Consider the following 20,795-nt stretch of genomic DNA (forward strand, 5'->3'; position numbering starts at 1 on the left):
CATGACTAAGACTTATCATATTGCCGTTTTACCCGGAGACGGTATTGGTCCTGAAGTAATGACTCAGGCCAATAAAGTATTGGATGCTGTTCGTCAGCGCTTCGGTATCAAGATTTCAACCAGTGCTTATGATGTGGGTGGCGCGGCTATCGACCGTCACGGCAGCCCATTACCGCCAGCAACCGTCAGCGGGTGTGAGCAAGCTGACGCCATTTTGTTCGGCTCGGTGGGCGGCCCCAAATGGGAGCATTTGCCACCGGCGGAACAACCTGAACGTGGTGCCTTGCTGCCATTACGCAAACACTTCAAATTATTCAGTAACTTGCGCCCTGCTCGTTTGTATCAAGGGTTAGAAGATTTTTGCCCATTGCGCAGTGATATCGCCGCCAAAGGTTTCGATATTCTGTGTGTGCGTGAATTAACTGGCGGTATCTATTTCGGTCAACCCAAAGGCCGTGAAGGCCAGGGCATGCACGAACGTGCATTTGATACCGAAGTTTATCATCGCTTTGAAATTGAACGCATCGCCCGCATTGCCTTTGAATCTGCTCGCAAGCGCCGTGGTAAGGTTACATCAATTGATAAAGCCAATGTGTTGCAGAGCTCTATTCTGTGGCGTGAAGTGGTTACCGCCATTGCAGCGGATTATCCTGATGTCGCGTTGTCCCATATGTATATCGACAACGCCACCATGCAGTTAATTAAAGACCCTTCCCAGTTCGACGTTTTGCTGTGTTCTAACTTGTTTGGCGACATTTTGTCTGATGAGTGCGCCATGATCACCGGCTCCATGGGGATGTTGCCGTCAGCCAGTCTGAATGAGCAAGGTTTCGGTTTATATGAACCCGCGGGTGGCTCAGCCCCTGATATCGCGGGTAAAAACATTGCCAACCCCATTGCCCAAATTCTCTCTTTGGCCCTGCTGTTGCGTTTCAGTTTAGGTAAAGACGATGCTGCCGATGCGATTGAAAATGCGATTAATCAGGCATTGGAACAAGGCTATCGCACAGCGGATTTAGCGGGTGATGGCAAAGCCATCGGCACCAACGAAATGGGCGATATCATCGCTAAATTTGTGGCTGAGGGGGTTTAAGATGGGCAAGACCTTATATCAAAACAAGACTTTATATCAAAAACTGTATGATGCGCATATTGTTCACGAAGCGCCGAATGAAACCCCATTGTTGTATATCGACCGCCACTTGGTGCATGAAGTGACGTCACCACAGGCCTTTGATGGCTTGCGGGCCATGGGCCGTCCGGTACGTCAGCCGGGCAAAACTTTTGCCACCATGGACCACAACGTTTCAACACAAACTAAAGACATCAATGCCAGCGGCGAAATGGCCCGCATTCAGATGCAAGAGTTGATCAAAAACTGTGCTGAGTTCGGCGTATCCTTATATGACCTGAACCATCCATTCCAGGGCATCGTACACGTCATTGGCCCAGAGCAGGGTATGACCTTGCCGGGCATGACTATCGTGTGTGGCGACTCCCATACTGCGACTCACGGCGCATTTGGCTCATTGGCATTTGGTATCGGCACCTCAGAAGTTGAGCACGTGCTGGCCACCCAGACCCTGAAACAGGGTCGGGCCAAGACCATGAAAATTGAAGTGAATGGTGATGTCGGCCCAGGCATTACTGCCAAAGATATCGTGTTAGCCATTATCGGTAAAACCGGCAGCGCTGGCGGTACCGGCCATGTAGTGGAATTCTGTGGTAGCGCCATTGAAGCGCTGAGCATGGAAGGCCGCATGACATTATGTAATATGGCTATCGAAATGGGTGCTAAAGCAGGTTTAGTGGCACCGGACGACACCACATTTAACTATCTGAAAGGCCGTCAATTTGCCCCGACTGGCGAGCAATGGGAACAAGGCGTTGCCTACTGGCGTAGTTTGAAAACTGATGCTGATGCCAAATTTGATACCGTGGTGACCTTAAATGCTGCGGATATCGCGCCACAAGTCACTTGGGGTACCAATCCTGGGCAAGTGATCGCGGTTAATCAAATTATTCCAGCCCCTGAATCCTTCAGTGATCCGGTCGAGCGCGCATCAGCAGAAAAAGCCTTGGCTTATATGGACTTACGACCTGGTATCAAGTTGACCGAAGTGGCAATTGATAAAGTGTTTATCGGCTCTTGCACCAACTCGCGCATTGAGGATTTACGTGCGGCGGCGGCGGTGGCACAAGGGCGTAAAGTTGCCAGCGGCGTGCAGGCGATTGTGGTTCCCGGCTCTGGCCCGGTGAAAGCGCAAGCCGAAGCGGAAGGTTTGGATAAAATCTTTATCGAAGCCGGTTTTGAGTGGCGCTTGCCGGGTTGCTCTATGTGCCTGGCGATGAATAACGACCGCCTGGAACCCGGCGAGCGTTGTGCTTCCACCAGCAACCGTAACTTTGAAGGGCGTCAGGGCCGTGGGGGTCGTACCCATTTAGTTAGCCCGGCAATGGCTGCCGCTGCTGCTGTCAGTGGTCATTTTGCTGATGTTCGCGATTTATCTGCCGCCACCCACTAACTGGAGACACCACCATGGCAAAATTTATTCAACACGTTGGTTTGGTCGCTCCGTTGGATGCGGCGAATGTCGATACTGACGCGATTATCCCAAAACAGTTTTTGCAGAAAGTCACCCGCACTGGCTTTGGTCAGCACCTGTTTAATGACTGGCGCTTTCTCGACGATGCCGGCAAAGTGCCAAACCCTGAATTTGTGCTGAATCAACCTCGCTATCAGGGCGCGACCATTTTGTTAGCACGCGAGAACTTCGGCTGTGGTTCATCCCGCGAGCATGCGCCTTGGGCTTTGACCGATTTTGGTTTTAAAGTGGTTATTGCGCCAAGCTTTGCCGATATTTTTTATGGCAACTCGTTTAATAACCAGTTATTACCGGTAACATTAAACGAAGCGGATATTGATACTTTATTCCAGTTGGTTAAAGAGAATGAAGGCATCGAGTTTATTGTCGATTTGGAAAAACAAACCGTTAATGCCGGTGGCAAAAGTTATTCTTTCGAAATCGATAGCTTCCGTCGCCATTGCATGATTAACGGTTTAGACAGTATTGGCTTGACGTTACAACACGAAAGTAATATTTCAGCCTACGAAAAACAACAACCCGAGTTTCTACGTTAATTATTTTTAAGGTTGGCGATATTACGCTAACCCATTATGTGAGTATATTGTTGGTGTCAGAGCTCATCCTGACCCAACAATTAAAACCCACCTAGAATATTAATCAAATATATATCCCATTATCTTTATTCCATCACTTAAAAAACAAAATCCCAGCACAATCAATCTGTTATATAACAGAGCGGTAAGCCATTAGTTTACATACATATTAATCATTCTAATATAGTTAATATTGATTGTAATTTGTGCTGACGGTCACTTTTTATTTCTTAAACAACGCTATGCTGTCAACTCACCATCCACACCTAGAGGGCGCCTTATGACACGCATTGCCTTGCGTTATGAAGCACGCATCTCCGGCGATAGCCGAGCCTGGTTTAATATAGATTACCGCCTCGCCAACGATTTCCCACGCTAGTTTCCTGCTGCTTATTCAGCTTCGGCTGAAACACTCATCTGTTTTATTTTTATTGCCATCATGGGCAATACGAACTGTTATTTCTTATTTTAACGGTTCTTATTATCCACGGCATAACTATACCCAAAAAATAATATTTGGAGTAATAAGCCATGAAACGCATTCCTGAACCCTTCCGTATTAAAATGGTAGAAAATATTCGGATGACCAGCCGGGAGGATCGCGAGAAAGCATTAATTGAGGCAGGTTATAACCCATTCTTACTGCCTAGCGAAGATGTCTATATTGATTTACTGACTGACTCAGGTACCGGTGCCATGAGTGACCGTCAGTGGGCCGGATTAATGATGGGCGATGAGGCTTACGCCGGTTCGCGTAACTATTATCACCTGTGCGACCAAGTCAAAAAACTGATTGGCTACCCATTTACTATCCCGACCCACCAAGGCCGTGGTGCTGAGCAGATCCTGTTCCCTTGCCTGATTGCGAAAAAACAAAAAGCAGGTGGTGGTAAGAAGCCGGTATTTATTTCCAACTTCCACTTTGATACCACTGCCGCCCACGTCGAGATGAATGGCGCAAAAGCCATTAACGTAGTCACGCCAAAAGCCTTTGATACCGTCTCTTATTATGACTGGAAAGGGGATTTCGACTTAGATCAGCTGAAGGCCACCATTGCTGAGCATGGTGCCGAAAACGTGGTGTCTATTATTACCACCGTCACCTGTAATAGCTCCGGCGGTCAGCCGATTTCAATGAGTAATATGCGCGAAGTGTATCGTATCGCTCAGCAGCATAATATTCCGGTGGTCATTGACTCAGCCCGCTTCTGCGAAAACGCCTGGTTTATTAAGCAACGTGAAGCGGGTTATGGCGATAAGTCGATCAAAGAGATCATTCTGGAGATGTACCAGTATGGCGACATGCTGACCATGTCAGCCAAAAAAGACCCGATGGTTAACATTGGCGGTTTGTGTTGTTTCCGTACCGATGAAGACCTGTTTAACGACGTTCGCATCCGTTGTGTCCCCATGGAAGGTTTTGTAACTTATGGTGGTCTGGCTGGTCGCGATATGGAAGCGCTGGCAATCGGGCTGGAAGAAGGGATGAATGAAGACTTCCTGACTTATCGTATCGGCCAAGTAGAGTATCTGGGTGAACGTCTGCGTGCAGGGGGCATTCCTATTCAATACCCTACCGGCGGCCACGCGGTGTTTGTTGATGCCAAACTTTTGCTGCCGCATATTCCAGCGGAGCAGTTCCCGGCACAAGCGCTTAACAATGCGCTATATCTGGAAGCAGGTATCCGCAGTGTTGAAATCGGTTCATTGCTATTAGGTCGAGATCCAGAAACCGGCAAACAAAAACCATCACCATTGGAACTGCTGCGCCTGACCATCCCGCGCCGGGTCTACACCAATGACCACATGGACTATATCGCCGATGCCCTGATTTCACTTAAATCACGGGCCGAGGAAATCAAAGGCCTCACCTTCACCTACGAACCTCCGGTTCTGCGCCACTTTGTTGCCCGATTAAAACCAATCGAATAAACGGCAACCGCGACTCTAAGAGCACGCCCCCTGCCGCACCGGCAGGGGGAATACCGCTACCAAATCGCTACCTCTATAAGTGGTAAAACCACACGAGGACACCCTACTATGGCCCAAACTACACTAGAAGATCAGGTCACAGCCGCAAAAATTAAAAATCCTTCTCTGCTCGGTGGTGCAATGATTATTGCCGGCACTATCGTCGGCGCAGGGATGTTTTCATTACCCGTTGTCATGTCAGGGATCTGGTTTTATTGGTCTATTGCTGTTCTGGTTTTTACCTGGTTTTGTATGCTTCATTCAGGATTAATGATCCTCGAAGCCAACCTCAACTATCACACCGGGGCCAGTTTCGACACCATCACCAAAGATTTACTGGGTAACGGCTGGAATATCGTCAATGGCCTGACTGTCGCCTTTGTGCTCTATATTCTGACTTACGCCTATATCTCTGCCAGCGGCTCGGTGATTCAACATACCCTGCGCGGAATGGGGATAGACTTCCCGGCTCGGCTCGGCGGTCTGTTCTTTGCATTATTCGTCGCTTTTATTGTTTGGCTCAGTACCACCGCAGTAAGCCGAATGACCACCATCGTGCTGGGCGCCAAAATCCTCACCTTCTTTATGACCTTTGGTGGGCTGTTGGGGCACGTCGAGCCGGTGAAGTTGTTCAATCTGAGCGAAGCCAATCCCAGCTACCTGCCGTACCTGCTGATGACTCTGCCATTTTGTCTGGCCTCATTTGGTTATCACGGTAACGTCCCTAGCCTGATGAAGTATTACGGCAAGAATCCCCGCCGTATCCGCAACTGTCTACTGATTGGTACTCTGCTCGCCCTGACGCTCTATATCATCTGGTTGGTCGGCACGATGGGGAATATTCCGCGACCACAATTTCGCGAAATAGCCAGTCAGGGCGGGAATATTGATGTGCTGGTGAGTGCCTTGGGCGGGATCTTACAAAGCTCGTCGATGGATCTGCTGCTGACGGTATTCTCAAACTTCGCCGTCGCCAGTTCATTCTTGGGCGTGACATTGGGATTATTTGATTATCTTGCTGATTTATTTAAATTTGACGACAGCCGCTTAGGCCGTGGGAAAACAGCCGTCATTACATTCTTGCCGCCGATATTGGGTGGGCTGATATATCCAGATGGTTTTATTTACGCCATCGGCTATGCCGGGCTGGCTGCCACGGTGTGGGCCGCCATTGTACCAGCACTGTTGGCCCGAGCTTCCCGTAAGCGCTTTGGTAGCCCACTGTATCGCGTATGGGGCGGCACTCCATTGATTGTATTGATTTTACTGTTTGGGGCGATTAATGCCATCGCCCATATTCTGTCCAGCTTAAACCTGCTGCCGACCTATTAAAGTCCGATAACCAGCGCCCCGCGGGGCGCTAAGCTTCTCTTACCCGCGCACAAATGATGAGAGAGAGAATTGCCAGAATCATTGCCATCACATAGACCGAATTGTGCCCCCAAGTCTCCGTCAATACCCCTTGTAGCACCCCAGCCAAAATCACCCCGGTAGAGATGCTATTGGTAAACAGAGTAGTAGCGGCACCCGCTCGGCCTGGCATTAAATCCTGAAAATAGAGCATACCAATACCGGCGACGATGCCGATAAAGATGGCATTAAAAATCTGTAATAGCATTAATGCAGATTTGAATTTAAACAGCACTAATCCGGTATAAAACAGCACGCCAGCCAGTACCGCGAATAGCATAATTTTGCGCTTACCAAAACGCCGAACCGAATAGCCCGCCAGTAGCATAATAGGGATTTCCAACCCTGCGGCGGTTCCCATCAATAATCCCGCCAACCGCTCAGGCAGCCCCAAACTTGCCGTAATATAGAGCGGCATATCAATGATATACATGGTATTGCATGTCCACATCAACATTGAGGCAATGAAGAGTAGCAAGACGTCTTTATCAGCAAATAAGCTGCCCTGAGCGACAGCTGGCGCATCCATCACCGGTTCCGCGCGCTGCACTGAGGGCAAAATAAACCACACCACCAAGGCACTGAGCACAAAAATACCGGCGGCGATGCAGAACATCAGGGTAAAGCCATAATTCAGCGCCAACATAAATGACAGCGGTGGGCCAATAACCCAAGCCAATGATAGCTGAGCACGCATAATCGAGCTGAACATCACCACTTCGCGGGCCGAGTTATCGGCATATTCACGCGCCAAGGCAAAAATCTGCGGCATTGCGGTGTTAGCCACTGAGGCGAGCAGCACACCCGCGGTGATTAATGTCAGGTAATCACGATTAAAAGCAAATAGCAGGCAGTTCCCCACCGCCATCAGATAGCAGACCAAAATCAGTTTGCGGCGATCACCCCGCAAATCTGAACGTTTTGCCAACACAAAACTGACGGTAATCCCGGCGATAGCATTGACAGTGTAAAACAGCCCTACCCACAGCGGGCGGACTTTCACTTCAGTGCTGAGAAATAGACTTAGCGTTGGCGCTTGTAAAGCCCCAGCAATACCGGAAAGAAAGGCCACCACAAAAAACGCGAGAAAAACCGGGTTAATACGACGGGAAAAGGTTAATGCAGATTTCATTCCAGGCTCCAACGCCAGAAACAGCTATGACTGGCCATGCTACAGAAGTACGTATACCCGTCATTTTTCGAGTCGCAGGGTTGTTGGCTGCCATCGTTCACCCAAGTCATTGAGTTATCTCAACTCCTTGAGTTCATTCAGTTGCCGCCTACCTGCAACTCGAAATATATTGGGTACATAAATTTATAAAAAGCCGAAAAGATTTCATATTAAAATAATTTCAGCCACTAACCGCCCTGTGGCGTTAAGTTCACAGAGTTTTACTCAAAGTCATTGGCGTCATAGCTAGGCAGCAAGCGAATAAATCCCGATGAGCTTACTCAAGTAAGTGATTCGGGTGAGTGAGTGCCGCTAACAACGCTGTGGCGTTAAGGACGCAGAGTAAATAGAAAAAAAGCCAGCGGAATATACTATCCCACTGGCTGGTGAAACACACCATTACTCAGAAATTTTAATACAGGTTTTCTCTCTACTACCGCAAGACTCACAACACTTAACTACATCAACTCAAACAGAAAATTACAGGGTATGTTCGGTTCGGGCGATAATATCGTCCTGCGCATCTGGCGATAGCGCGGTGAAGAAAGCCGAATAACCGGCGACCCTAACGACTAAGTCACGGTAACGATCTGGATGCTGCTTAGCATCAAGTAGGGTCTCGCGCGATACAATGTTGTACTGCACGTGCCAGCCCAGATACTCTTCAAAGAAGGTGCGCAACATCATCATCAGTTTTTCACGATCCCGCGGGTTATCCAGTGTCGATGGATTCAGCTTCTGATTGAGCAGCACGCCCCCCAGAATAGAGGCCGTCGGTAACTTCGACAGTGAGTTAAACACCGCCGTTGGCCCTAAATGGTCAGTGCCAGAAGCGGGACTTGCGCCCTCCGCCAATGGGCTGTGCGCTTTGCGGCCATCCGGTGTTGCCATGGTTGCCGCCCCAAAGGGAACGTTGGCAGAGATTGATGATGTCCCTGCGTAATAGGTGCCGCCGATAGGTCCACGACCAAATCGGGTATTGTGATATTGCTTCAATTCATCAATATAAGTCTGGTAAGCACGCACTAACAGTTGGTCAACATCATCAACATCATTGCCATATTTAGGTGCTGAATTAATTAGATGTTGGCGCAGTTGCTCGCCATTCAGACCGGCAAAATCATTGGCTAATGCGGTAGCCAGCTGCTGCTGACCAATCAGTTGTTGCTCAAAGACCAACTTGCGCACCGCCGCCAAACTGTTCCCCAAGTTAGCAATCCCAACTTGCAAACCAGAAACCCAGTCATAGCGCGCGCCCCCCTGTTTGATACTTTTGCCGCGCTCAATGCAGTCATCCACCAGCGCGGAACAGACGATATCGTGGGCGTTTTCTTCCAATACGGTATCTACTACACACTCGATTTCGATGGATTTGCGGGTGTAATAACGAATCTGTTCATCCCATTGCGCCATCACTTGAGAGAAATCAGCGAAGTTCCCCTTCGACAGTCCCTGCTCCTGTGGCAAGAATACCTGCCCGGAGGTGGCATCACGGCCTTGCTCCAAGGCCGCCAACATCACTCTGGCAAAGTTAATGAAACTCATGCCCGTACAGCGATAACCCCATTTGCCGCCGACAGCGGTTTCAATGCAACCAATTGCCGCATAATCGTAAGCATCTTGTGGCTCGACACCCAACTTGATGAATTCAGGAATAACAATTTCGTCATTGTTAAAGGCTGGCATACCAAAGCCACAGCGAATCACTTGTACACAAGCATCAAGGAAGTCATCGCTGATACCCGCATGGTAGCGAACACTGAGGTTAGGCTGAGTTGATCTTAAGCGCCCGCAGGATTCCAGCACGGCATAAGAGAGCGGGTTGACAGCGTCGATGGCCTTGCCCTGCACCAGTTTTTGCCCACCAATAGTGACGTTTTGATAAAGCGGGCTACCCGCCGAAGCTTTGGAGTGCGAGCCAGAGCGGATTTTGTTCACTTCTAGCAGTTTCAGCCAGCAGCTATGCAGCATCTCAATCGCTTTCTCGCGACTCAGGGTGTTTTCCAGCTCAACATCGCGGCGATACCACGGATACAAATACTGATCCAGACGGCCAAATGAAACTGAATGGCCATTGGATTCAATTTGCAAAATTAGCTGAATGAAATAGCACAGTTGCAAAGCTTGCCAGAAAGTCTGTGGTGGCTGATGCGCAATTAAATCGCAGTTCGCGGCGATAGTTTGCAACTCAATCCGCCGCCATTCGCGGGTTTCTTCTGCGGCCATTTGCCGGGCAACTGCTGCATAGCGCTCAATATGTTCGCTCAGTGCCGCCAACGAAATATCAATCGCTTTCAGGAATTGTTCTTTATGCAGATCACTCCAGTCTGTCAGTTGCAGACGGGAGCGGCGACGGGTCACTTTAGCGCGTAAGCCATCCAACCCTTTTTCCAGCAATAACGGGAAGTTAACCGCTAAATGCGCATCACCGGAGGTCATATTGCCTTCCGCTTTGATGATACCGGTTGCCAGCAGCGCTTTTTGTTCATCGGTGAACATGCCATAGCAGCGATCTTGCACGGTTTGACCGCGCCACCACGGGCACAGCTGGTGCAATACTGCTTTATCTTGCTCGCTGACCGAGAACCCTGCGCCGGGGCGATCGGCTAATTCGTCAATCTCATTTTCTATCCAACTGACGGTATACTCAGGGAAAATCGGCGCGGCGCGTAATTGACTAGCCTGATTACCAATAATCAGCTCATCATTCTTAATCCATACCGTGCGTTGCTGTAAGTGATGAGCTAGCGCCAGCGCGCGCCGGACGGGTAAGGGTTTATCCAGATGCTGTTGATAAGCTTCGGTATAATGCTGCGCTCGCTCAGTACAAACTGGCGGTTTCACAATATGAATGAGTGCGTTTTTATGCTGTTTTGTCCGTTCGCTTAAGGTTACCAAATCGAGAGTGGTCATTGCGTCATCCTCTTAAAATTGCGGTAAGGCCCTTGTCACGGGCATAACTTTCCGCGAAGGCCAGCAGATCAGGAGAGTCTAAAGGGGTACTGGCTGCCAGATAGGCTTCACCCAGCAGTGAATATTTATTGATGCCCAGAGTGTGATAAGGCAAAAAATGAATCTCTTTCACACCAATTTCATCGGCGGCAAAATCAACAATCCCTTGCACCGAGTGGTTATCAGCATTGAAATCTGGGATTAGCGGCACCCGTACCGTGATATTGGTGCCTGCGGCAGCTAACTTGCGAAAGTTATCCATGACGCGTTTGGCTGAACCGCCGGTCCACTGCTGAAAACGGCGCTCATCGGTATGTTTTAAGTCCGCCAGCATCAAATCAAGCCAAGGTAATGAGGGGGCGATATAGCGCCACGGCGTATGCAGGCAAGACTCAACCGCAGTATGGATGCCAAGCTGATGGCAACGCTGCAATAATTCAGCGGCTACTGCGGGTTGCATAAAAGGTTCGCCGCCGGACAACGTCACGCCGCCGCCACTACGCCGATAAAATGGCAAGTCGCGCAGTAATGTATCCATGGTGGCATCAATATCAATCGGGCTGCCGCACTGCATCAAAGCTCCGCTAGGGCAGCTAACCGCCAGCGCCTGAATATCATCTTCGGCTAATAATTGGCGATGAATAACAATTTGATCATCAACACGCTGAATAGCTTGCGGGCAAGCTTGATGGCATAAATCACAACCGGATAAGCAAAGGCGGGGATCAAATAGCACCTCAGGTTGGCGTGAGCGGCTCTCTGGGTTTTGGCACCAGCGACAGCTTAACGAACAGCCTTTTAGGAAAACCACACTACGAATACCGGGGCCGTCATGAGTGGAATAACGCTGTAAATTAAAAATCATCTTACCCCTCCCATTAGCTGTGACTGCGCTGGCATCGCGGTGACTATTCGCTTTCATTGGCAACCAGTATCTGCGTAATATAGGGAAAGAAAAATTGATGAAATTTGCTGCGGAGTTCCTCTTTTATGTCTGCCTCGCGCTTGCAACAACAGTTTATTCGCCTCTGGCAACGTTTTAATGGCCAACACACAGAAACTACCTTGCAAGAACTGGCCGAAGTGCTTTGTTGCTCGCGCCGCCATGTCCGCTCCCTGCTAGGCAGCATGCAACAAGAGGGCTGGTTGAGCTGGCAAGCGGAAGCTGGCCGAGGTAAGCGCTCACAACTAACTTTCCTCTATTCCGGGTTGGCACTGCAACAGCAGCGGGCCGAAGAGTTACTGGAACAAGACCATATTGACCAATTAGTACAGCTGGTTGGGGATAAAAAAGCGGTGCGCCAAATGCTGCTATCCCAGCTAGGGCGCAGCTTTCGGCAAGGTAAACATATTCTGCGGGTGCTCTATTATCGTCCGTTACAAAACCTATTACCCGGTACCGCACTGCGCCGCTCAGAAACCCATATGGTGCGGCAGATTTTTAATGGCCTCACCCGGATAAATGAGGAAAATGGGGAACTGGAGCCGGACTTATCTCATCACTGGCAGGCCATTAGCCCTTTGCATTGGCGCTTTTATTTGCGCCCCGCGATTCATTTTCACCATGGCCGTGAACTGGACATGAATGATGTGATAACCAGTCTGACGCGATTAATTCCGCAGCCCCTGTTTTCGCATATTACGGCGGTGCGCTCACCAACGCCCTATGTGCTTGATGTGCATCTCAGTACTCCAGATTATTGGTTGCCGTGGTTGCTAGGCAGTGCGCACGCCATGATCTTGCCGCAAGAGTGGGAAAATCAGCCGGATTTTCGTCGGCATCCGATTGGGACTGGCCCTTATTCCGTGATTCGGAATCACCATAGCCAATTGAAAATTCAGGCTTTCGATAACTATTTTGGCTTTCGGGCACTAATTGACGAGGTCAATATCTGGGTGCTGCCCGATCTGTCTGACGAGCTGATTTACACCGGTGTCCAGTTGCAGGCTGATGACACCAGTAAAAATGAGCTGGAAAGCCGGTTGGAAGAAGGCTGCTATTTTTTGTTATTTGACCAGCGATCGCCCCAGACCTGTCATCCAGAGATCCGTCGCTGGCTATGTGAATTGATCACCCCAGTGGCCCTACTCAGCTTTGCCGATCCCTTTTATCAACGTTACTGGTCACCCGCTTATGGCATGTTACCGCGCTGGCATCACAACCGGCTCACGGCACTGGAGCCGAAACCCGCCGGGCTAACTGAACTGACACTGACTTTTTACAGTGATCATTCTGAATTTGATGCCATCAGCCAGACATTAACCCAGTTGCTGGCGGCCCATGGTGTCACCTTAAAAATACAGGTACTGGATTACACTCAGTGGTATCAGGGTGATGCACAGAGTGATATCTGGCTTGGCAGCGCAAACTTCTATCTGCCGCTGGAGTTTTCCCTGTTTGCTACCCTGTATGAACTGCCGCTGCTACAATATTGTTTGGATGAAGAGCTGCATCAAGATGTTGAATTATGGCGAAATAATACATTGCCAATGGCCGATTGGAGTCAAAAATTGGTCAGCCAAAATCAATTCCACCCGCTGTTCCATCACTGGCTAGAATTATATGGGCAGCACAGTATGCGCGGGGTGCGCATGAATACTCTCGGCTGGTTTGATTTCAAATCGGCTTGGTTTACGCCTCCCGAGGGATAAAGCCACTTTCACCCGTCCAGATTAATCTCTACAATAGCGCCGTCTCAACGGGGTGCAAGAATATCGCTAGCCAGGTTTAACCTAGTGTCGCAAGTGTTAAAAACATAGCGAGCCGGGTTCAAACAGTGGCGGACAGCACACAGAAACCGGAGCGTACACATGACCTTGTAAATCATGACTACGTGAAGATTTCGAGTACTGCCCAACACTGTATCAACCGCGGCGCAGCACGTTTTTGCTGAGAGCAAACCCGTCGAACCTGATCCGGTTAACACCGGCGGAGGGATTTGAGAAAGATAACACCGCGCCCCCACGGATACGGCTGTTAGCTACCGCCTCAGATACCTTTGCCACCTTTATTCTTAAGGAGTGCAAAGTGTTTAAACGCATTATTCCCTGCTTGTTCTTGCTGTCCGCGGCCGCTGTTGCTGCTGATAAACCAACCCTGACGGTCTACACCTATGACTCCTTCGCTGCCGACTGGGGGCCAGGGCCGGCAATTAAAAAAGCCTTTGAAGCCGAGTGCGATTGCCAACTTAAATTTGTGGCGTTAGAAGATGGCGTATCACTGCTAAACCGCCTGCGAATGGAAGGGAAAAACAGTCAGGCCGATGTGATTTTAGGCTTAGATAACAATCTGGTACAGGCCGCAGAGCAAACCGGTCTATTCGCTCCAAGTCAGGTGGACACCAGCCACCTCACCTTGCCGGAAAAGTGGCAGAATAAAACTTTCGTCCCTTATGATTATGGCTATTTTGCCTTTGTGTATAACAAAGACAAATTGAAGAACCCGCCAAAAAGCTTACAAGAATTGGTCGACAGCAAAGAGCCGTGGAAAATAATTTATCAAGACCCGCGCACCAGTACTCCCGGCCTTGGCTTAATGCTGTGGATGCAAAAAGTGTATGGCGATAAAGCCCCACAAGCATGGCAACAATTGGCCAAGAAAACCGTCACCGTCACCAAAGGCTGGAGTGAGGCTTACGGTCTGTTCCTGAAAGGTGAAGGGGACTTGGTGCTGAGCTACACCACCTCTCCGGCTTACCATCTGATCGAAGAGAAGAAAAGCAACTATGCCGCCGCTGATTTTAGTGAAGGTCACTATCTGCAAGTTGAAGTCGCCGGTCAGGTTGCCTCCAGCAAACAGCCAGAACTGGCGCAGCGCTTTATGCAATTTATTGTCACGCCTGCCTTCCAAGACCATATTCCAACCGGCAACTGGATGTATCCGGTGATCAAAATGACGCTACCGGCCGGATTTGACACACTCACAGTGCCACAAAAAGCATTGCAATTTGATGCTAAAGAAGTGGCTGATCATCGCGCAAAATGGATTCAGGCATGGCAATCCGCCGTCAGCCGCTAATCCCCACATGGTTGTGGCCGGGGCTATTGGCTGCCGGACTGATAGTCGGTGTCGCGCTGCTGGCGTTCACCGCTATCTGGCGCCATGCCCCGGCAGCAGACTGGCACAGTATCTGGCAGGATAGCTATCTGTGGCATGTGATCCGCTTTACCTTCTGGCAGGCGTTTCTCTCTGCATTGCTGTCGGTAACGCCGGCGATTTTTCTCGCCCGCGCCTTATATCGCCGCCGTTTTCTCGGCCGCCAATTGATGCTGCGATTATGCGCGATGACCTTGGTGCTCCCGGTGTTAGTCGCCATCTTTGGCATCCTGACGGTTTATGGCCGCCAAGGCTGGCTAGCGGGGTTATTTGGCTGGCTGGGAGTGGATTATCGCTTCTCACCTTATGGCTTACAGGGGATTTTGCTGGCACATATTTTCTTTAATATGCCACTGGCGACGCGCCTGTTATTGCAGTCATTGGAAAGCATTGCGGTGGAACAGCGCCAATTGGCCGCACAGTTGGGTATGAACGGCTGGCAGCATTTTCGCTTGGTCGAGTGGCCCTATCTTCGTCGCCAAATTCTGCCCACTGGCGCGCTGATTTTCATGCTCTGTTTTGCCAGTTTTGCCACCGTGCTATCTCTGGGGGGCGGGCCGCAAGCCACCACCATCGAGTTAGCTATTTATCAGGCGCTTAGCTATGACTATGATCTCGGTCGTGCCGCATTACTGGCACTGATCCAACTGGGCTGTTGCCTTGGATTGGTGGTGCTAAGCCAACGGCTCAGCTCAGTGCTGGCGGTGGGAAATACTCACGGGCAAATTTGGCGCAACCCGCAAGATAGCGCGTGGTCGCGCATCAGCGACACCCTGTTAATTGGGGCCGCATTATTATTGATGGTGCCGCCATTGCTGGCGGTTGTGATTGATGGCAGCAATAAAACTATACTGACGGTGTTGCAGCAACCCGCACTGTGGCAAGCTTTCTTCACCTCTCTGGTCATCGCCATTGGGGCCGGATTATTGTGTGTCATCTTGACCATGATGCTGCTGTGGAGTAGCCGGGAGCTAAAGCTGCGCCAACGTGCTGCTTACGGGCAAGCATTGGAAGTCAGTGGCATGGTGATTCTGGCGATGCCGGGTATTGTGTTGGCAACGGGCTTTTTCTTATTACTCAACGATACTTTTGGCTTGCCGCAATCCCCCTATGCGCTGGTGATTTTGACCAATGCACTGATGGCGGTACCCTATGCCTTGAAAGTGTTGGATAACCCAATGCGTGACTTGGCCGAGCGCTACACACCGCTGTGCTTGTCACTGGACATTCGTGGCTGGCACCGTTTACGCCATATTGAGTTAACTGCGCTGAAACGCCCGCTGGCTCAGGCGCTGGCTTTTGCCAGTGTTCTCTCCATCGGGGATTTTGGCGTCGTGGCGCTGTTTGGTAATGAACACTTCCGCACCTTGCCATTCTATCTTTATCAGCAGATAGGTTCTTATCGCAGTAACGATGGCGCAGTCACTGCCTTGCTGTTGCTGTTGCTCTGTTTCCTGCTGTTTACTCTTATTGAACGACTGCCGAGCCGCCATGCTAAAGCTTGAGAAAATTACCTACCTGTACGACCACTTGCCAATGCGTTTTGATTTGCGCGTTCAACCCGGCGAGCGAGTGGCGATCCTCGGCCCCAGTGGCGCAGGCAAAAGTACCCTGCTGAGTTTGATTGCCGGTTTTTTGCTGCCGGTCAGTGGCCGAATGCTGCTGAACAATCAAGACCACACTCACACTGCGCCCGCCCAAAGGCCGGTATCTATGCTGTTTCAGGAAAATAATCTGTTCTCGCATTTAACTGTCGAACAAAATATTGGGCTGGGTTTACATCCGGGGCTGAAACTCAATCATGAGCAAAAGTTATTGTTACGCCAAATTGCTCAACAAGTGGGATTGGAAGAGTGCCTCGAGCGACTACCGGCTCAGCTCTCCGGTGGTCAACGCCAACGAGCAGCACTGGCGCGTTGCCTGGTGCGCAGCCAGCCTATTTTGCTGCTGGATGAGCCGTTTTCCGCGCTGGATCCGGCTCTGCGCAATGAAATGCTGCAATTAGTTGACCAAGTTTGCACTCAGCGCCAGCTGACGTTATTGATGGTGTCGCATAATCTGGATGATGCCGCCCGTATCGCCGAGCGCACCTTATTGGTGGTCGACGGCCGCATTTACTACGACGGCGCAACACAGGCGCTGGTGAGCGGCAGTGCCCCAGAAGCCAGCGTGCTGGGGATTGCCACACATCATTAGTTGTTGAATAGTGAGCGCAGCTAACACCCCTGCGGCGTCAAAGACGAAGGATATTTATCCGGCCAGAACCTTCCACAACAGATGCCGATACACCGGCATAATTGGCTGCATATGTAGCCACACAAAGCTGGCGATAGCGGCGGCGATAGCCAAGAGAGTCACCCAACGCAAACGGGGCAGAGGCAGCCATTTGCTCAGGCGGTCCGGGCTACGTTTACCAAACCGCCACCAGCGCCATGACAGCCACAATGCCAGCCAAATCAGCACCACAACCACGAATAATAGCCACTTAAACATATAGCTGTTGGCACTGGGCGGGATATCAATTGCCACCCCAGCCAGTATGCCGGGGAAGAAATAGATTGGCGGCCATGTCAGGCAACCAATGATATTCGGTAGCGCGAATTTTACTGGCGGCAGGTTGAGCATCCCCGCCACCATCGGGACAATAGGCCGCGCCGGGCCAATAAAGCGCCCCAAAAGTACCGTTGCCATGCTGTGGTTGTGCAGCGCATGCTCGGTTTTATTCAGCATAGATTTATGTTTTTTCAGGAAAGACCAGCGGTGCAGCGGCTCTTTGAAGCGACGACCAATGAAATAAGAGATCCAATCCCCCATCAAACAGCCGACAGTCGCGGCGGCCCAAGCCGAGTAAAAGCCCACTTCCCCACTGCCAATCAGCGCGCCCACGCTGGTCATCATCACCGTGCCGGGCAATAACATGCCCACCAGCGCTAAAGATTCAAGAAAAGTGACTAACATGACGACAAATAGCGTGAAAGCCAGAGATTGTGTCAGTAAATGTAATAAATAGGCTTCCATAAATTTGTCCGTTAGTTAACAACTTGGTGGATTGTCTAGCCCACCGACAAATGAGTCAATCATCAATTAACCCCCGCCATCTGTGAAGTACAAGGATGTTAGCTGCGACCCCAATGACTTTAGCTAAAAAGCAGTTAATGGGAAAAACCATTAAAATAGACAATTACTGTATAAATAACCATAATAAAGATCTGAAATCTTCAGGCGTTATTGTTGCAGTCAGTTTGGATGCGGACAGCGCGCAGAAACCGTAGCGTACATAAGTACGTGAGGATTTCGAGCACTGCCCAAGTTCAAAATGACAAATAAAATAGCCTGTACCTAGTCTAATCGTTTTTTATTAAGGTCGTTTTGTGGGTCAAACCCGTCAGGGCTTCCTGCTAACTCGCCACTGGCGCGACACGCAGGCTGGCACCGAAGTTGAATTCTGGTTAGCAACCGATGAGGGGCCACAGCAAGTGAGGTTACCCCCTCAGCCCTCAGTGGCTTTTATCCCGGCCGAACAACGCCAACGGGCCGAAACCGTGCTGCGTAATGAACGCCGCTGGCAATTGCGCCCTCTTGAGCTAACCGACTTCCACCAACGCCCGGTTCTGGGGCTATATTGTAGCCAACATCGCCAATTAATCCGCCTGGAAAAGCTGCTCAGAGAAAGCGGCGTGAATGTCTATGAAGGTGATATTCGCCCGCCAGAACGTTTCCTGATGGAACGCTTTATTACCGCACCGGTATGGTTTAGTGGCGAAGAAAATGGTCATGGCCCGCTGCTTAATACCCAAATGAAACCTGCCGAGGAGTATCGCCCAGCCCTCAAACTGCTGTCGCTGGATATCGAAACCAGCGAGCATGGCGAACTTTATTGCATTGGTTTAGAAGGCTGTGGTCAGCGTCAGGTTTACATGCTCGGCCCGCCAAATGGCAGTTCGGCGGATGAAGCCGCACTGGACTTCAAACTGGAATATGTCGCCAGCCGCCCGCAACTATTAGAGAAATTGAATCAGTGGCTGGCAGAGCATGATCCTGATGCCATTATCGGCTGGAATCTGGTGCAGTTTGATTTACGCGTATTACAAAAACATGCTGATCGCTATCAGATCCCACTGCGCTTTGGTCGCGGCGGTAATCTGCTGGAGTGGCGTGAACATGGTTTTAAACAGGGGCACTTTTTTGCCTCCGCTGCGGGTCGGCTGATTATTGATGGCATTGAAGCACTCAAATCTGCCACCTGGAATTTCCCCTCATTTAGTCTGGAATCTGTCTCGCAGACCTTGCTGGGTGAAGGCAAAGCCAGCGATAGCCCCTACCAGCGGATGGACGAAATCAACCAGCGCTTCGCCCATGATAAACCGGCGCTGGCCCGCTATAACCTGAAAGATTGTGAACTGGTAACGCGGATTTTTGCCAAAACCGAGCTACTCAGCTTCTTGCTCGAGCGCTCAACAGTCACCGGGCTGGCGGCTGATCGCAGTGGCGGTTCCGTTGCCGCATTTACCCATCTTTATCTGCCACGGATGCACCGTATCGGCTATGTGGCACCTAATTTAGGCGAATTACCGGAAGAGCACAGCCCCGGCGGCTTTGTGATGGACTCCCAACCCGGTTTATATGACTCGGTGCTGGTGCTGGATTACAAAAGCCTCTATCCATCAATTATTCGCACCTTTTTGATTGATCCGGTCGGTTTAGTGGGGGGCATGTCCCAGCCGGATGAAAAGCATTCGGTACCCGGTTTTCGCGGCGCTTGGTTCTCACGCGACAAACATTGCTTACCTGCCATCGTCAACCAAATCTGGCAGGGGCGAGAAGCGGCTAAACGCCAGCAAAATAAGCCATTATCACAAGCATTAAAAATCATCATGAATGCCTTCTATGGCGTCTTGGGCTCCAGTGGCTGCCGATTTTTTGATCCCCGGCTGGCCTCATCAATTACCTTGCGCGGCCACGATATTATGCGCCAAACCCGTGAATTGATTGAAGCGCAGGGCTATCAGGTGATTTATGGCGATACCGACTCAACCTTTGTCTGGCTGAAAAGTGCCCATAGCGAGGAGCAAGCATCCCGCATTGGCAAAGCGCTGGTACAGCATGTCAATCAATGGTGGCAGGCGCATATTCGGCAAACCTATGATTTACCCTGTGCGCTGGAACTGGAGTTTGAAACCCATTATCGACGCTTTCTGATGCCCACCATTCGCGGGGCGGAGCAAGGCAGTAAAAAACGCTATGCCGGGCTGATTTCAACCCCAACTGGCGACCAGATGATATACAAAGGGCTGGAGACCGTTCGCACCGACTGGACGCCGCTGGCCCAGCAATTCCAGCGCGAGCTGTATTTGCGTATTTTCCAGCAGCAGCCTTATCAAGATTATGTGCGAGATTACGTGGCTCGCACCTTGAATGGTGAGTTAGATGAGCAGCTTATTTACCGCAAACGCCTGCGCCGACGGCTGGATGACTATCAGCGTAATGTCCCGCCACATGCCAGAGCCGCGCGTCTGGCAGATGAATACAACCGCAAGCTCGGCCGCCCGCTGCAATACCAGAATGGCGGCTGGATAAGCTATGTCATGACCACGGCTGGCCCCGAACCATTAGAAATCCGACAATCCCCTATTGATTACGATCACTACCTAACTCGCCAGTTACAACCGGTGGCAGACGCTATACTTCCCTTTATGCACGATGACTTTACAACACTGATAACCGGTCAGATGGGGTTATTTTAATCGTAATTGGGCTGTTTTAGGGGTGACGAAGCGCTCGCCTTCCATTACCATAGCGCCCTTGCCAAAATTCGCATCAATCACATTTACATAACCGACCCGAATTCTGTCTGCGAGTGCTTTTTCAGACAGACTCGTTAGCCACGCAGCTTGCGTGGACGGTAAACTATTGCCAGTAACTTGATTATTAATCTCTATAAGTGATTATTTACCAAAACATTATCTACAAAAGATTTTCTACCAATAACTGTCCAACAAAAAAATCGAGCCGAT

The 20,795-nt window shown here is 50.3% G+C and carries 15 protein-coding genes and 1 riboswitch; of the genes, 11 read left to right on the forward strand and 4 right to left on the reverse strand.

Annotated features, from left to right (window positions below):
• The first annotated feature begins 1 nt into the window (after position 1).
• From leuB to mtr, 6 genes are all read left to right on the forward strand, one after another.
• Positions 2 to 1,093, forward strand: a complete 1,092-nt coding sequence (gene leuB, locus FTA96_RS20420; protein WP_050106566.1) for a 3-isopropylmalate dehydrogenase — start codon at positions 2 to 4, stop codon at positions 1,091 to 1,093.
• A 1-nt stretch (position 1,094) separates the two neighbouring features.
• Entirely contained in the window at positions 1,095 to 2,525 is a 1,431-nt protein-coding gene (leuC, locus tag FTA96_RS20425; RefSeq protein ID WP_050121572.1) for a 3-isopropylmalate dehydratase large subunit, read from the forward strand.
• A 14-nt stretch (positions 2,526 to 2,539) separates the two neighbouring features.
• Positions 2,540 to 3,142: a 3-isopropylmalate dehydratase small subunit gene (leuD, locus tag FTA96_RS20430; protein WP_050133244.1), complete on the forward strand. Its 603-nt coding sequence runs from the start codon at positions 2,540 to 2,542 to the stop codon at positions 3,140 to 3,142.
• A gap of 319 nt (positions 3,143 to 3,461) precedes the next feature.
• Positions 3,462 to 3,560 (forward strand): tryptophanase leader peptide, encoded by a 99-nt coding sequence (gene tnaC, locus FTA96_RS20435; protein ID WP_071843463.1) that lies wholly within the window; start codon positions 3,462 to 3,464, stop codon positions 3,558 to 3,560.
• Positions 3,561 to 3,712: 152 nt separating this feature from the next.
• Positions 3,713 to 5,113: a tryptophanase gene (tnaA, locus tag FTA96_RS20440; RefSeq protein WP_050106569.1), complete on the forward strand. Its 1,401-nt coding sequence runs from the start codon at positions 3,713 to 3,715 to the stop codon at positions 5,111 to 5,113.
• 108 nt (positions 5,114 to 5,221) lie between these two features.
• Positions 5,222 to 6,484, forward strand: a complete 1,263-nt coding sequence (mtr, locus tag FTA96_RS20445) for a tryptophan permease (protein ID WP_050121576.1) — start codon at positions 5,222 to 5,224, stop codon at positions 6,482 to 6,484.
• A gap of 28 nt (positions 6,485 to 6,512) precedes the next feature.
• On the opposite strand, the gene FTA96_RS20450 is transcribed toward mtr, so the two are convergent.
• From FTA96_RS20450 to FTA96_RS20460, 3 genes are all read right to left on the reverse strand, one after another.
• Positions 6,513 to 7,694, reverse strand: coding sequence for a sugar efflux transporter (locus FTA96_RS20450; RefSeq protein WP_050106571.1), 1,182 nt, complete (start codon positions 7,692 to 7,694; stop codon positions 6,513 to 6,515).
• Positions 7,695 to 8,213: 519 nt separating this feature from the next.
• Positions 8,214 to 10,646: a formate C-acetyltransferase/glycerol dehydratase family glycyl radical enzyme gene (locus tag FTA96_RS20455; protein WP_050121578.1), complete on the reverse strand. Its 2,433-nt coding sequence runs from the start codon at positions 10,644 to 10,646 to the stop codon at positions 8,214 to 8,216.
• A 4-nt stretch (positions 10,647 to 10,650) separates the two neighbouring features.
• Positions 10,651 to 11,550 (reverse strand): glycyl-radical enzyme activating protein, encoded by a 900-nt coding sequence (locus FTA96_RS20460; protein ID WP_145574762.1) that lies wholly within the window; start codon positions 11,548 to 11,550, stop codon positions 10,651 to 10,653.
• A 125-nt stretch (positions 11,551 to 11,675) separates the two neighbouring features.
• Here FTA96_RS20460 and sgrR point away from each other — a divergent pair, with 125 nt between their 5' ends.
• From sgrR to thiQ, 4 genes are all read left to right on the forward strand, one after another.
• Complete coding sequence (gene sgrR / locus FTA96_RS20465) at positions 11,676 to 13,337, forward strand: HTH-type transcriptional regulator SgrR (RefSeq protein WP_050106574.1); 1,662 nt, start codon at positions 11,676 to 11,678, stop codon at positions 13,335 to 13,337.
• A 208-nt stretch (positions 13,338 to 13,545) separates the two neighbouring features.
• Positions 13,546 to 13,640: riboswitch (TPP riboswitch) on the forward strand.
• 73 nt (positions 13,641 to 13,713) lie between these two features.
• Positions 13,714 to 14,703 (forward strand): thiamine ABC transporter substrate binding subunit, encoded by a 990-nt coding sequence (gene thiB / locus FTA96_RS20470; protein WP_050121580.1) that lies wholly within the window; start codon positions 13,714 to 13,716, stop codon positions 14,701 to 14,703.
• Complete coding sequence (gene thiP, locus FTA96_RS20475) at positions 14,679 to 16,286, forward strand: thiamine/thiamine pyrophosphate ABC transporter permease ThiP (protein ID WP_050145575.1); 1,608 nt, start codon at positions 14,679 to 14,681, stop codon at positions 16,284 to 16,286. Before thiB ends, thiP begins: the two co-directional genes overlap by 25 nt.
• Positions 16,273 to 16,977: a thiamine ABC transporter ATP-binding protein ThiQ gene (gene thiQ, locus FTA96_RS20480; RefSeq protein ID WP_134957416.1), complete on the forward strand. Its 705-nt coding sequence runs from the start codon at positions 16,273 to 16,275 to the stop codon at positions 16,975 to 16,977. The genes thiP and thiQ overlap by 14 nt, the downstream gene beginning before the upstream one ends.
• A 54-nt stretch (positions 16,978 to 17,031) precedes the next feature.
• Here the strand turns inward: thiQ and FTA96_RS20485 are convergent, their stop codons facing one another.
• The gene (locus tag FTA96_RS20485; RefSeq protein ID WP_145535118.1) at positions 17,032 to 17,799 is read right to left on the reverse strand and encodes a DedA family protein; all 768 of its coding nucleotides are present in this window, start codon (positions 17,797 to 17,799) and stop codon (positions 17,032 to 17,034) included.
• A gap of 353 nt (positions 17,800 to 18,152) precedes the next feature.
• Here FTA96_RS20485 and FTA96_RS20490 point away from each other — a divergent pair, with 353 nt between their 5' ends.
• A complete protein-coding gene (locus tag FTA96_RS20490) occupies positions 18,153 to 20,525 on the forward strand; it encodes a DNA polymerase II (RefSeq protein WP_145574765.1) in 2,373 nt (790 codons plus the stop codon).
• The last annotated feature ends 270 nt before the right edge of the window (positions 20,526 to 20,795 follow it).

It is taken from the genome of Yersinia alsatica (assembly GCF_902170305.1).
GTDB lineage: Bacteria > Pseudomonadota > Gammaproteobacteria > Enterobacterales > Enterobacteriaceae > Yersinia > Yersinia alsatica.